The organism is Bradyrhizobium sp. JHI2711 (assembly GCF_056156565.1).
In genome coordinates, this window is sequence record NZ_JBPZPT010000001.1 from 1,480,050 (window position 1) to 1,492,955 (window position 12,906).

At 64.2% G+C, this 12,906-nt stretch carries 11 protein-coding genes; 4 read left to right on the plus strand and 7 right to left on the minus strand.

Annotation, left to right across the window (positions count from 1 at the left end):
• Positions 1 to 29 precede the first annotated feature (29 nt).
• Both ACTEK7_RS07055 and ACTEK7_RS07060 read right to left on the minus strand, forming a co-directional pair.
• A complete protein-coding gene (locus ACTEK7_RS07055) occupies positions 30 to 1,136 on the minus strand; it encodes a cupin domain-containing protein (protein WP_109144189.1) in 1,107 nt (368 codons plus the stop codon).
• Between the two features lie 241 nt (positions 1,137 to 1,377).
• The gene (locus ACTEK7_RS07060; protein ID WP_225145830.1) at positions 1,378 to 2,391 is read right to left on the minus strand and encodes a carbon-nitrogen hydrolase family protein; all 1,014 of its coding nucleotides are present in this window, start codon (positions 2,389 to 2,391) and stop codon (positions 1,378 to 1,380) included.
• 128 nt (positions 2,392 to 2,519) lie between these two features.
• Here ACTEK7_RS07060 and ACTEK7_RS07065 point away from each other — a divergent pair, with 128 nt between their 5' ends.
• The 4 genes from ACTEK7_RS07065 to ACTEK7_RS07080 all read left to right on the plus strand — a co-directional run bounded on the left by ACTEK7_RS07065 (position 2,520) and on the right by ACTEK7_RS07080 (position 7,374).
• Positions 2,520 to 4,679 carry a thiamine pyrophosphate-dependent enzyme gene (locus ACTEK7_RS07065; RefSeq protein WP_225145831.1) on the plus strand — a complete coding sequence of 720 codons (2,160 nt, stop codon included), beginning with the start codon at positions 2,520 to 2,522 and terminating at the stop codon, positions 4,677 to 4,679.
• A complete protein-coding gene (locus ACTEK7_RS07070; RefSeq protein ID WP_225145832.1) occupies positions 4,676 to 6,241 on the plus strand; it encodes an indolepyruvate oxidoreductase subunit beta family protein in 1,566 nt (521 codons plus the stop codon). Before ACTEK7_RS07065 ends, ACTEK7_RS07070 begins: the two co-directional genes overlap by 4 nt.
• A gap of 156 nt (positions 6,242 to 6,397) precedes the next feature.
• Positions 6,398 to 6,892, plus strand: coding sequence for a MarR family winged helix-turn-helix transcriptional regulator (locus tag ACTEK7_RS07075; RefSeq protein WP_225145833.1), 495 nt, complete (start codon positions 6,398 to 6,400; stop codon positions 6,890 to 6,892).
• On the plus strand, positions 6,892 to 7,374 hold the full coding sequence (locus ACTEK7_RS07080; protein ID WP_225145834.1) for a MarR family winged helix-turn-helix transcriptional regulator: 483 nt from the start codon (positions 6,892 to 6,894) through the stop codon (positions 7,372 to 7,374). The genes ACTEK7_RS07075 and ACTEK7_RS07080 overlap by 1 nt, the downstream gene beginning before the upstream one ends.
• A 10-nt stretch (positions 7,375 to 7,384) precedes the next feature.
• Here ACTEK7_RS07080 and ACTEK7_RS07085 read toward each other — a convergent pair whose 3' ends face one another.
• The 5 genes from ACTEK7_RS07085 to ACTEK7_RS07105 are packed head-to-tail and all read right to left on the minus strand — an operon-like array spanning position 7,385 to position 12,535.
• On the minus strand, positions 7,385 to 8,113 hold the full coding sequence (locus ACTEK7_RS07085; protein WP_225145835.1) for an SDR family NAD(P)-dependent oxidoreductase: 729 nt from the start codon (positions 8,111 to 8,113) through the stop codon (positions 7,385 to 7,387).
• Between the two features lie 16 nt (positions 8,114 to 8,129).
• The gene (locus tag ACTEK7_RS07090; protein ID WP_225145836.1) at positions 8,130 to 9,746 is read right to left on the minus strand and encodes an ATP-dependent acyl-CoA ligase; all 1,617 of its coding nucleotides are present in this window, start codon (positions 9,744 to 9,746) and stop codon (positions 8,130 to 8,132) included.
• Between the two features lie 7 nt (positions 9,747 to 9,753).
• Entirely contained in the window at positions 9,754 to 10,230 is a 477-nt protein-coding gene (locus ACTEK7_RS07095; RefSeq protein ID WP_225145837.1) for an aromatic-ring-hydroxylating dioxygenase subunit beta, read from the minus strand.
• The gene (locus ACTEK7_RS07100) at positions 10,227 to 11,567 is read right to left on the minus strand and encodes an aromatic ring-hydroxylating dioxygenase subunit alpha (protein ID WP_225145838.1); all 1,341 of its coding nucleotides are present in this window, start codon (positions 11,565 to 11,567) and stop codon (positions 10,227 to 10,229) included. Before ACTEK7_RS07100 ends, ACTEK7_RS07095 begins: the two co-directional genes overlap by 4 nt.
• Positions 11,568 to 11,584: 17 nt before the next feature.
• A complete protein-coding gene (locus ACTEK7_RS07105; protein WP_225145839.1) occupies positions 11,585 to 12,535 on the minus strand; it encodes a PDR/VanB family oxidoreductase in 951 nt (316 codons plus the stop codon).
• Positions 12,536 to 12,906: the final 371 nt, after the last annotated feature.

Sequence of the window (12,906 nt, forward strand, 5' to 3'; positions counted from 1 at the left end):
CTGTTCTGGTTGAATTCTGCAAGGGCATGTCAGGCCGCAACCGACTGATAACCGCCATTGTCGCCATAGGCCTCTTCCCGATAGAGCCCGAGGCCCTCGATGACGGGCAGGTCGTTGAAGCAGAACAGGCAGGCATCCTCGCTCGCTGAGGCATTGCCATGCTCGTGCCAGGCCCAGGACGGAACGCAGAAGATGTCGCGCTCCTCCCATTCGAGCCGCTTGCCGCCGATGATCGAATAGCCGCGTCCCTTGGCCACCTGGTAAATGAAGCTGCCGGTGTGCCGATGCGACTTGGTCTTCTCGCCGGGGCGCAGCAGCTGCATGCTCGCACCGATCGTCTGCATCACGTGCCCGCCGGTGACCGGGTTGACGTAGTTCATGAGGATGCCGTCATAGGGCGAGCCATCGGTCGCGGCCGCATATTTCTGCAAGGACTCGTAGGTCGGCTCCCACTCATATTTGAACATCGGCGAATAGCCCTTCGACCAGCGCGAGTCCGCCGGCCGAAGACCGGGATTGCCCCAGGTCCGGGTCATGTCGTCCACGGGATAGCCGGACGGCTCCTGCTGGATGTTCGGATGCACGACGAAGAAATTGGCTTCCAGCGCGTTGACGAGCGGGATGTCCAGGCCATCCTGCCAGATGCAGACCGAGCCGTTGCCTTCGACGCCATGCTCGTGCCAGGTGCCGTTCGGCGTCAGCACGAAATCCCGCGCGCCCAGCGTCATCTTGTGACCGTCGACGATGGTGTAGGCGCCCGCGCCCTCCATGATGAAGCGTAGCGCCGAGGCCGAGTGGGCATGGGCCGTGGCGACCTCGCCGGGATGCATCACCTGCAATCCGGAATAGAGCCAGCCGACGGCGGCCGACACGTCGCGCCGCCCGGGATTGTTGAGATAGATCACGCGCCGCCCGGCTTTCTCGGGCGAGACCAGCTCGACCGAGCGCAGCACGTGCTCGCGCAGATCCTTGTAGCGCCAGAGCACGGGAACCGAGGCCGATTGCGGCGCCCACGGCTCGATCTTGTTGGCGACGGTCCAGAGCGCTCCGGCTTCGTACCTTTCGAGATCCTTGTAATAGGCCTCGAGCTCGGGGGTGTCCTCGACATTGGCCCGGCCGATCACGTTCTCGCGCATCCTATCCTCCAAGACTTTATCTTGTAGCTTCAACTCGAGCGAAATGAGTTGGTTGAATAGATTGGGCCACGGGGTGCTTCACCTCTCCCGCTTGCGGGAGAGGTCGGCGCGTAGCGCCGGGTGAGGGCTTTCTCCTCTTGGGGGTTCTCGATTGCGGAGACACCCCCACCCCAGCCCTCCCCCGCAAGCGGGAGAGGGAGCGCACCTTCTTTGCGGTTTGCAGCCGGGCCTAGTCTCATCATTATTCCGATTTCGCTGGTATCGGCACGAAGCTCTGCTCCGCGGCATCGCCATCGCCTGCGAGGCCCAGCGGCGCCAGGGGACGACGGTTGACCCGCAGATCGAAAATGTCGAACCGGTTATAGTGCCCGACGATGTCGTGCATCTGCTTCGGCTGGATGCAGCGCTCGAGGTCGATATCGGCATAGACGATGCCTTCATCGTCGATCAAGGGATCGCCGACCACGCGCCCGTCCGGCCCGATGATGCCGGAGAATGCGCTCGACTTCCGTTGCAGACGTGCGCGTGCGTCGGGAACGACGGTCTCCATCGCCGCGATGATCTCCTCCGACACGGTCGAGCAGGAGACGATCGTGAAGATCTTGCCTTCGAAGGAGTGGGCAATCGCGCGCAATTTGATCGCCTCCGCCATGTCATAGTCGGGGGGCGCGACCGGAAGCGAGATATAGCTGGCGACGTGCACGAGCTCGCCCTGCCCGAGCAGCGCAAAGCGCGCGAGCGTGTTGGTGTTCTCGCCGCAGGCCAGGCCTCCGAGACGCCCGATCTCGGTATCATAGACGCGCAGGCTCGACCCGTCACCGCCGGTCCAGGTCAGCTTCTCTGCCCAGGTCGGCACCAGCTTGCGATGCTTGCCGAGCAAGGCGCCGTCAGGACCGATGAAAACCAGCGTATTGTAGATCGCGCCGAGCGAGACCGGGCTGCGCTCGTTCACGCCGAGCACGACGTGGCATCCCGTATCGCGCGCGGCCTTGCAGACGATTTCGACCTCCGGCCCCGGCACCAGCACCGACGCCTTGGCGAGCTTCTCGAACCATGCACTGCCGGTGACGGGATCGGTGATCCAGTTCCAATAAGGATAGCCGGGAACGAACACTTCGGGGAACGCGACGAGCTTCGCCCCGTTGGCTGCGGCCTCACGGACCAGTGAAGCCGCCTTCTCCGCGGTCGCGCTTGCGTTGAGATAGACTGGTGAAGCCTGGACGGCGGCAGCTTTAAAGCGAGGCAGCTTCAGCATCGGCCCTACCCTGTCGCTGGCTCATGACCGCCTTGTCGGAGAGAGCATCCGCAAGCGTGAGTAGCATGGCGCGGCGTTGACTTACTTCACATGTAAACGTATGCTATCGCATATTTCTGGAGGGTGCAATGGCTGAACGGTCTTTTGCTCGCGAGGTCGAGGATCTCAGGCTCGGCGATGGCGACACGTTCCGCGGCGAAGGCATCCTCGCCATCACCAAGGCGCTGCTGCAATCGGGGGTCGCCTATGTCGGCGGCTATCAGGGCTCGCCGATCTCGCACCTGATGGACGTGCTGGCCGACGCCAAGGACGTGCTCGACGATCTCGGCGTCGTATTCCAGAGCTCGGCCAACGAAGCCGCCGCCGCGGCGATGCTGTCGGCATCGGTGATGTATCCCCTGCGCGGCGCGGTCGCGTGGAAGTCGACCGTCGGGACCAACGTCGCCTCCGACGCTCTTGCCAACCTCGCCTCGGGCGGTGTCACCGGCGGCACCATGGTCATTGTCGGCGAGGACTATGGCGAAGGCTCCTCCATCATGCAGGAGCGTACCCACGCCTTCGCGATGAAGTCGCAGATGTGGCTGCTCGATCCCCGCCCCGAGCATGAATGCATCGTCAATCTGATCGAGAAAGGCTTCGAGCTCTCCGAGTTCTCCAACACGCCGGTCATGCTGGAGGTGCGCGTGCGCGCCTGCCACATGCACGGCAGCTTCGCCTGCAAGGACAATGTCAGGCCGGCGCACACCATCAAGGACGCGCTCAACAATCCCAAGCGTGACGTCAACCGCATCGTGCTGCCGCCGGCGGCCTATGAGCACGAGCAGGAGAAGATCAAGACGCGGATGCCCGCGGCCATCGGATTCATTCGGGACAACAAGCTGAATGAGTGGATGGGGCCGAAGCAGGGCAAGGTCGGCATCATCATGCAGGGCGGCATGTACAACAACGTCATCCGCGCGCTGCAATATCTCGGGCTGTCGGATGCCTATGGCAACACCCAGATCCCGCTCTACATCATGAACGTCACCTACCCCGTGATCGATACCGAGGTTGCGGAATTCTGCATCGATAAGGAGGCCGTTCTCATCGTCGAGGAAGGCCAGCCGGAATATCTGGAGCAGGCGATCAATACGGTTTTGCGCCGCAAGGACATCCAGGCGCGCGTCCACGGCAAGGACGTGCTGCCGATGGGCGGCGACTACACCGCTCAGGTGCTGCTCGGCGGCGTCAGGGAATTCCTGGAGAAGACCGAGCCGCGGCTGCTCGGCAACCGGCCGCCGGCGCCGGACGCAGCGCCCGTGCTCAATCACCCCGCGGTCGAGAAGCTCAAGCAGGTGGTGCCGGCGCGCCCGCCCGGGCTGTGCACCGGCTGCCCGGAACGGCCGATCTTCGCCGCCATGAAGCTGGTCGAGGAAGAGCTCGGCCAGCACCACGTCTCCGCGGACATCGGCTGCCATCTGTTCTCGATCCTCCCGCCGTTCAACATCGGCGCGACCACGATGGGCTTCGGCCTCGGCCCGGCCTCGACCTCCGCCTTCAACGTCAAGGCGGACAAGCGGTCGATCGCGGTGATGGGCGACGGCGGCTTCTGGCACAATGGACTGACCAGCGGCATCGGCAATGCCGTGTTCAACAAGCATGACGGCGTGTTCGTCATCGTCGACAATTACTACACCTCGGCGACGGGCGGTCAGGACATCCTGTCGTCACGCGCGGTCAACAAGCGCCGCAAGACCAACAACTCGATCGTGCAGGCGGTGAAGGGCATCGGCGGCCAGTGGGTGCGCCAGCTCGACCGCACCTACGACGTCGGCAAGGTGCGCGACACGCTGAAGGAAGCGCTGACGACGAAAGAGGAAGGCCCGAAGGTCATCGTCGCGTCCTCCGAATGCATGCTGAACAAGCAGCGGCGCGTGAAGCCGCAGATCAACAAGGCCATCAAGGACGGGACGCGCATCGTCAAGGAGCGCTTTGGCGTCGACGAAGACGTCTGCACCGGCGACCATGCCTGCATCCGCCTCTCCGGCTGCCCGTCACTGTCGGTGAAGCAGCTCGACGACCCCTTGCGCGACGATCCGGTCGCGGCGATCGACAATTCCTGCGTCGGCTGCGGCAATTGCGGCGAGGTCTCCGAGGCCGCCGTGCTCTGCCCCTCGTTCTATCGAGCCGACGTCATCCACAATCCGACTCGCTGGGACATGTTCAAATCCAGGGTCGCCATGAGCGTGATCGGCTGGCTGCAGCGTCGGCGCGACCGCCGGCGGCCGGCACTCGAGGCACTGGCATGAGGGACGAGACGGTCCGGCTGGCCCTCCCCACCGCAGGCGAAGCGACGGAGCGGCCGATCTCGATCGCGATCGTCGCGATGGGCGGCCAGGGCGGCGGCGTCCTGACCGACTGGATCGTTCAGCTCGCCGAGAACCATGGCTGGGTCGCGCAGTCCACCTCGGTGCCCGGCGTCGCCCAGCGCACCGGCGCCACCATCTACTATATCGAGGCGATGCCGCCGCTCGACGGCCGCAAGCCGATCCTGTCGCTGATGCCCACCCCCGGCGACGTCGACGTGGTGATGGCGGCCGAATTCATGGAGGCCGGGCGATCGATCCTGCGCGGCCTCGTGACACCGGATCGCACCACGCTGATCGCGTCCAACCACCGGTCGTTCGCGATCGGCGAGAAGATCGCGCCGGGCAACGGCATTGCCGACGGCGGCGCCGTGACCGGCGCCATCGGAATTGCGGCGAAGACCGAGATCATCTTCGATCTGAACGCGCTGGCGATCGCGCATGGCAGCGTCATCTCGGCCGCGATGTTCGGCGCGCTCGCAGGCGCGGGCGTGCTGCCGTTCAGCCGCGACAGCTATCTCGACGTCATCCGCAGCGGCGGCAAAGGCGCGAAGGCCAGCGTCGAAACTTTCGAGGCCGCCTTCGAGCGGGTCAAGACCGGCCCGGCCGAAGTTGCAGCGCCCGCGCCAGCCAAACCGGCCGACGATATCCCCTCTTCCGCGACGCCCGATCCGCAGCTCGGCGAGCTTGTCGCAAGATTGAATCAGGAGTTGCCCGAGCCTGCACTCGGCATGGCTCGTGCAGGCTTGCGGAAGGTCATCGACTTCCAGGACATCGCCTATGGCGGCGAATATCTCGACATCCTCAAGACCTTGCACGCAGCCGACCGAAACGCCGGCGGTGACGCACATGCCTATGCCTTCACGGAAGCCGCGGCAAAGTACCTCGCCAACGCCATGACCTATGACGACGTCATCCGCGTCGCCGACCTCAAGACGCGCGCCGGCCGCCGCGCGCGCATCGAGAGCGAGCTCGAGATGTCGGACGGACAGGTGCTCCAGACCACCGAGTTCATGCATCCCCGCATGGAGGAAGTGATGGGCATGCTGCCGGCAGGCTTCGGCCGCTGGCTCGGCGTGCGTCCGCGCCTGCTCGGCTGGCTCGATCGCCGCGTCAACCGGGGACGCCGGGTGCGAACCTACTCACTGCCCTGGTTCATGGCCCTCTATGTCGTCGGCGGGATGCGCGGCCTGCGCCGCCGCTCGCTGCGTCACGCCATCGAGACGGCGCACCGGGATTCATGGCTCAAGGCCGCGACCGAGGCGGTCGGGGCCAATTACCAGCTCGGCATCGAGATCCTGCAATGCCGACGCCTCGTCAAAGGCTATTCAGACACCCACAGCCGGGGGCTGTCGAAATTCGACAGGACGCTCGCGGCGATCAAGCTGGTGGAGCGCCGCGAGGATGCCGCCGACTGGGCGCGCCGCCTGCGCGAGGCCGCGCTGAAGGACAGCGCCGGAACGGCGCTCGACGGCGTGATCCAGACCATAAAGACTTTCGCATGATTCCACGGGCGCCGGACGTAGGATTGGATTGCCGTTCGCCCCTCAGGAGGTCAGGATCGGACGGCTTGACTACGATTCTCAGGTTGTTAATCGGAGCGAACGACCCGCAGTAATTCCCTTCACTCGACGAGACATTCTGTACTCGATGGTCATGCGATGCCGGCAGCACTCAAGGAGAACGTTGTTCCCGTCCCTGGGCAGATCGAAACCCGGCTCTGGCTCCAATTGCTGTCGCTGCATGGTGAGCTGTTCGCCTCGCTCAATTCGATGCTGAGTTCGGAGTTCGGCCTGTCGCTGGCAAAATTCGACGTGCTGGCCCAGCTCGATCGTTACCGGGAGGGCCTCGCGCTCGGACAATTGTCGCAAAACCTGAAGGTGACCGGCGGCAATGTCTCGGGGCTGGTGCAACGTCTTCTCGCCGACGACCTCATCAGCAGGGAGATGTCGAGCGAGGACCGGCGGTCCTTCATCGTGCGCCTGACGCCGAAAGGCGAAGCGCTGTTCCGGCAGGCGGCCGAAATCCACAAGAAGCATCTCGCCAGACGGCTCGAGAACGTCCCGGCCCGGGAGCTGGACAGCGCGCTGTCCGTGCTGAAATCGCTTTCCTCGAAACTTCATACCGAGAGCAAGAAGCAAAGTCGCAAGAGATAATGGCCAGAGAATCCAAGAGCAGATGGAAGTCGGGTCCGCCGAGGACGAGGGACCAGCTGCAAACCTATATTCCGTATCTGTTCAACCGGCTCGCCAATCGCTGGAACCTGGATCAGAACCGCGATTTGAGCGAGCACGGCATCAACAATGTCGTGTTCCGGACGCTGTCGGTGCTGTTCATCTACAAGACCCTCACCGTCAACGAGGTCGCCGTTCTCGCGGTGACCGAGCAGTCGACGGCGAGCCGCATGGTCGAGTCCATGGTGTCGTCGGGCCTCGTCAAGCGCGAGATCGCCGAGGAGGACCAGCGCCGCCGCGTCGTCGGCCTGACGCCGGCGGGCGAAGCGCTGCTGCGCAAGATCTGGCCGATCATGGCGAACAATTACGACAGGCTGGTCGCGGGCATCGAGCCCGACGACATCGAGGTCTGCGCGCGCGTGCTGGCCAAGATGGTCGAGAATATCCGCCAGAACCAGATCTAGAGCGCGCGCGTCAAGGCCCGAGGCCGACGAGGCTGGTACCGCCGCAGACATAGAGCACCTGGCCGGTGACGAAATCGGAGTGCTCGTCGAGGAAGAACGAGATTGCGTGCGCGACGTCCTCGCGCGAGCCGAGCCGCCCGACCGGAACGTTGCGCGCCATCCGCTCCTGCTGCTCGGAGCCCTTCGGGATGATGCCCCAGAAATTATCGGTCAGGATCGGCCCCGGGGCGACGACATTCACGGTGATGCCGCTCGCGGCAAGCTCCAGCGCCCAGGTCCTCGCCATGCCGTGCACGCCGGCCTTGGTGGCCGAATAGGCCGAGCGCGTCACCGCGCCCATCGCGGCGCGCGACGAGACGAACACGATGCGCCCGAAGCGGCGCGCACGCATCCCTTCCAGCGCCGCCTGGGTCAGGAGCATCGGCGCGCCCAGATGCAACTGCGCCAGCATCAATATGTCTTCCGGCTTGGCGTCGGGCAGCAAGTTCGGCAGGATGATTCCGGCATTGTGGACCAGGCTGTCCACGGCGTGATCCCGGCAGATCTCCTGCGCGATCGCACGCGTCTCTTCGATATCGGTGAGGTCGGCGCGATAGGCCGCGAGCAGATCATGGGTCCAGGTCGGCTTCTCCAGCCCGACCGAGACCACGCGCTGCCCGCGCTCCACGAGCTTCTTCGCCAGGGCCTCGCCGATCCCCGAATTGCCGCCGGTGATGAGGGTGGTGCGGATCTCGCTCATGATCAGACCTTCTTGATCAGACTTGCCGCTTCTTGAGGTCGCGCAGATCGAAGAACGCGCCTTCGCGCATCAGCTTCCCGACAAAATCCTTCAACCCGCCGCGCTGGATCTTCTCAGTCGCGGTCAGCGGCAGACTGTCGGCGAAGCAGATCCACCCCGGCGCCTTGTAATAGGCCATCTGCTCAAGGCTCCAGCGCACGATCTCTTCGGCGAGCGCGCGGTCCGCGCCGGCCTTCTCGGCAATGATGACCGCCGCAACCTCGTCGCCGCGCACCTGGTCCGGCGTCGCCGCAACCGCGGCCTGCCGGATCGCGGGATGCCGGTTGAGGACGGATTCGACCTCGACCGCGGCAATGTTCTCGCCGGAGCGACGGATCACGTTCTTCTTGCGATCGACGAAGTGCAGGTCGCCGTCCGCATCGCGCGACACGATATCGCCGGTGTGCAGCCAGCCGCCGGCCCACGCCTCGGTGGTGGCAGCCTCGTTCTTGAGATATTCGCGGAAGAAGCCGTAACGCGGATCGGCGCCGGCGCGCCGCACCAGCAGCTCGCCGGGCATATCCACCGGCGCATCATGGCCGCCGTCATCGACGATCCGAATTTCGATCTCGAGGGCCGGGCGGCCAAAACAGCTGGTGCCGACCTTGCGCGGCTCGACATTGGCGGCGATGACGCCGCCGCTGCCGGTCTCGGTCATCGCCCAGGCCTCCAGCAGCGGAAAGCCGAAGCGCTGCTCGAACGGGGCATGCAGCAGCTTGTCGACGCCGGCGCCGAAGCCGAAACGCACGCTGTGCGCGCGGTCCAGCTCCGATGGCGGCGCGCTCATCAGCATCGAGGGCATCACGCCGAGATAATGCAGGCAGGTAGCGCGGCTGTCGCGCACCGAGGCCCACCAACTGCGCGGGTGGAAGCGATCGAGCATGGTCAGGCAGCCACCGACTGACAGCATCGCCATCAGCGACACCGCCATCGCGTTCATGTGGAACAGCGGCAGCGGCGTGATCATACGCTCGCCGTCTGGCTTGAGGTCGATCAGCCCGCCGACGTCGCGATACCAGTTTCCGCAATGCAGGAAATAGGTGTTGGTAAGGACGCAGCCCTTGGGCTGGCCCGTCGTCCCCGACGTATAGAGCAGCGCGCATTCGCTCCCCTCGCTCGCCGAGGTCGAGGGCCGCGCACCGCCGAAGGGTGCGGGAACGTCGTCTTGATCGTCCACGACAGGGATCGGCCTGCCGGCCTGACGCGCGGCCAGCGCCACCTCCTCGTGCCGTTCGGCGAGGACGAACGCAGCATTCATCTCGGAATGCGAGATGATGTATTCGAGCTCGCTGAGACGGAGGTCCGGATTGATCGGCACCACCGAGACGCCGAGCGCATTGAGCGCGAACCACAGCTCGATGAAGACAGGCCTGTTCTGGAGCAGCAGCCCGACCCGGTGGCCTTCGCCGTAACCGCGGCTCGCAAACGCCGCGCGCCAGCGCTCGACCCGATCGCGCATCGCGCGGTAGGAAATCTCGCCCGCCGCAATGCCGTAGAGGCCTGCCGTCTCCGGTAGCACGTTGAGGAAGCCCGCTTCGCCACGGCGGAGCGCGGTCTCTTGAAAACGGGCATAGACGGTGGTCGCAGAGGTCAAGGCAGTCTCACATGAAAAGCTGGATGTTGCCGAACGGCGCATCGAAATTGACGAGATCGACGCGCTTGAGCTTGATCTTCAGGGCATCGCCGACCTGCACGAGCTCGTGCGAAGCCCATCCCGAATAGCGCTCCAGCATATCGCCGCGAGTCTCGGTGTAGATGTAGGAGGTTCGTGCCTTGAACATTCCGGCAGCAGGATCGCACGCGACGATCCGCGGTGCCTGGAGCAGATGATGGCAACGGCTCTTCGGCTTCTGGCTGAAGGTGCGCTCGCCGGCGAGCCGCTCGACCCGCACCTTCAGCAGCAGAAGATCCTCGTACATCAGAGACGGCTGCAGCACCGGATCCTGCTGCTGCCATTCGAGCGGCATCCAGTAACGCCCTTCGGGGTGAAACAGATCGAGCCAAGCCTGCCACTGCATCGTGTCGAGCAGCTCGGCCTCGCGATAGATGAAGTCCGTGATGGCCTTCTCGCCGATCATTCCGCGGCCTCGATGCGCTTGTCCATGTCCATAGTGATGAATTTCGCCCAGGCGTGAAACTGGTTCCGCATCTGCCGCTCGGACGTGCCGTTGATCACCGCCGTGACGTCCTGCTCTTCATGGCCGTCGTAGAGCCGCCGCAGATTGACCCATTGATTGCCGTTGGACTTCAGTCCCTCCTGCGCCCGCTCATACATCTCGAGGTCGTCGTGGCCGACGATCGAGGTCGGCGCGTTGATGAAGCGGTTGTACATCAATGCGCGCTCGTAGAGCTTGTCGGGCGCGCCGACCAGGCGATAGACCCAGCTCTCGACCAGCGTCTTGTCGACAGCGATCGGGATGAAATTGCGCAGGATCTGGACAGCGCCCTTCACCATGATGTTCGGAAAGTAGACGGTGTTGTGCCTGACTTCGCCAAGGATCTCATGCGCGCGCTGCTCGCCATAGGCCGCGACCATCTGGTCGAGATAGCCCGGGACATCCGAATAGTTCGAATGGATGGAGTTGGCGACGCCGGTGTGGCCGTGGCCGTTCGGCCAAATCCGGATGCCGCTCTGCTCGTAGAACTCGTACGGGCTCATGAAGGGACCGTACAGCTGTACCGCCATCGGTGTTTCCGTGGAATCGCCCTGCTCGCGCTTCCAGACCTTGACCGCGGTGCCAGCCGAGCTCTCGTGCGCCACCATCGGATGGCAGGTGTCGGTCTGGTTCTCGACCAGCATCTTCCAATTGCACGTGTGCATGTAGCGGATCGGCGTCGCCTGGACTGCGAGCTTCCCCTCCGGCGATCGGTCGACCATGTTGTCGATGGTCGAAAGACTTTCGCCGAAATAATCCTCGAAGGAGACGCCTGAAACGCTCAGGCGAGCGAAGATGAAATCGCGGTAGATGACGACGTTCCTGACCTTCGACAACCCTTCATTCGCCTGAGTGTCGCCGAAGCCGGTGCCCTCGTAGCCCTTCTTCAGCGGGATCGCGAGCAGCGAGCCGTCGGTCTTGAAAGACCATGCGTGATAAGGGCAGCGGAAGAACTTCCCGGTGTTGCCGCAGGGTTCGGACGCGATCTTCACGCCTTTGTGCGGGCAGCGATTGTAGAACACATGGATGGAGCCGTCGGTATGGCGGCTGGCCATGACCGGCTGCCGGCCGATATTGGCGGTGATGAAATCGCCGGGTTTTGCAAGTTGACTGGCGTGGCCGACATAGACCCAGCTGTTGGGAAACAGATGCTCCATCTCGAGATCGAAGATCTCGGGGTCGACATAGACGTCGCGATGCACCTCGGCCTCGCGCACCAGCGCCGCAATCGCGTGGGCATTCCCGCCGTATCTTTTCATGGCGTCCCTCGTCTCCCCTAGAGATCCAGCACCAGTCGTTCCGACTTCGCGCGTGACACGCAGATCTGCATGACCTTGTTGGACGCCCTCTCCTCGTCGCTGAGGATGACGTCGCGATGATCGGGGACTCCCGCGATCACGCCGCACTGGCAAATGCCGCAATCGCCGCGCCGACAGTCGTAGAGCACGTCGAAACCAGCCGCCTCCAGCGCCTCGATGATGGTCTGCCCCGCAGCAACGCCGACGACCTGCCCGGTCGACTTGATCTCGACCTCGAACGGCCGGTCAGGCGATGACGGCTGCTCGGACTTGAAGAGCTCGTAATGAACGCGATCGGCTGACACCCCGGCGGCGGCCGCAGCGGCCTTCACCGCGTCAATCATGCCCGAAGGGCCACAGACATAGACGTGGGCGTTTGCTGCGGCATCGTCGAGCGCCGCGGCAATGTCGAGGCGGGATTCATCGCTGTCGTAGTGGACGGACAGCCCTCCGGCGCAGATCTCCTGCAATTGCGGCAGGAACGCCAGCAATCCTTGCGTGCGCCCGGCATAGTGCAGGCGATATGAGCTTCCCCGCGCCGCCAGTTCCGCCGCCATCGACAGAACGGGCGTGATACCGATGCCGCCGGCGAACAGCAGCGCCGGCGCTGCTCCCTCGTGCAGTCGGAAATTGTTGACCGGCGCGCTCGCCTTCACGACGTCGCCGACCTTGAGCGCGTGCATGAACTGCGAGCCGCCGCTCGAAGCCTCCTCGCGCAGGACACCAAGCGCCAGCGCATCTTCAGGAAGTCCCGGTAACGCCATCAGCGAGTACGGCCGGTCTCCGCCATTCGGGAGCGCGACGCGGAGATGCGCGCCTGCCTGCCATTGCGGCACGACGCCGTCCTCCACACCAAACACAAGGCTCCGTATGAACGGCGTCTCCGCGACATACGACCTGACCTTGAGCTTGAGCGGATGCACGTCCATTCAGGCATCTCACGGATTATATGAATTTGCATATTTTTAGACATGTAATAATTCGCTTGTCAATCGTCAGCGTGGAGCAGGTCCGGATGATGCAATCAATGGATCGCCAGCTGGCGTCTCGGGCGATCGCCCGCCGGCAACGTCAGTGGCCAGCCGGGGGGCTCGCTACCGGCTTGCCGCCGGTCGTCAGGCCCGGCGCATCATGCGCTCTCCTGCGCTCGGCATCGAGCAAGGATACAAGGGGCGAAAGCCGGCGGTAATGGCGATCCGGTGATACTTCGAGGCACCTGCCCATCCCGGCACGCAGCTCAGGAAGGCGGCAGGCGGCATACCGGACGCAACGAATGCAAGCTGGCCGACTTCATTCCAGA

Bases quoted from the DNA above. Each gene is read 5' to 3' on its own strand.
- ACTEK7_RS07055 (WP_109144189.1), bottom strand. From the start codon at position 1,136: ATGCGCGAGAACGTGATCGGCCGGGCCAATGTCGAGGACACCCCCGAG.
- ACTEK7_RS07060 (WP_225145830.1), bottom strand. From the start codon at position 2,391: ATGCTGAAGCTGCCTCGCTTTAAAGCTGCCGCCGTCCAGGCTTCACCA.
- ACTEK7_RS07065 (WP_225145831.1), top strand. From the start codon at position 2,520: ATGGCTGAACGGTCTTTTGCTCGCGAGGTCGAGGATCTCAGGCTCGGC.
- ACTEK7_RS07070 (WP_225145832.1), top strand. From the start codon at position 4,676: ATGAGGGACGAGACGGTCCGGCTGGCCCTCCCCACCGCAGGCGAAGCG.
- ACTEK7_RS07075 (WP_225145833.1), top strand. From the start codon at position 6,398: ATGCCGGCAGCACTCAAGGAGAACGTTGTTCCCGTCCCTGGGCAGATC.
- ACTEK7_RS07080 (WP_225145834.1), top strand. From the start codon at position 6,892: ATGGCCAGAGAATCCAAGAGCAGATGGAAGTCGGGTCCGCCGAGGACG.
- ACTEK7_RS07085 (WP_225145835.1), bottom strand. From the start codon at position 8,113: ATGAGCGAGATCCGCACCACCCTCATCACCGGCGGCAATTCGGGGATC.
- ACTEK7_RS07095 (WP_225145837.1), bottom strand. From the start codon at position 10,230: ATGATCGGCGAGAAGGCCATCACGGACTTCATCTATCGCGAGGCCGAG.
- ACTEK7_RS07100 (WP_225145838.1), bottom strand. From the start codon at position 11,567: ATGAAAAGATACGGCGGGAATGCCCACGCGATTGCGGCGCTGGTGCGC.
- ACTEK7_RS07105 (WP_225145839.1), bottom strand. From the start codon at position 12,535: ATGGACGTGCATCCGCTCAAGCTCAAGGTCAGGTCGTATGTCGCGGAG.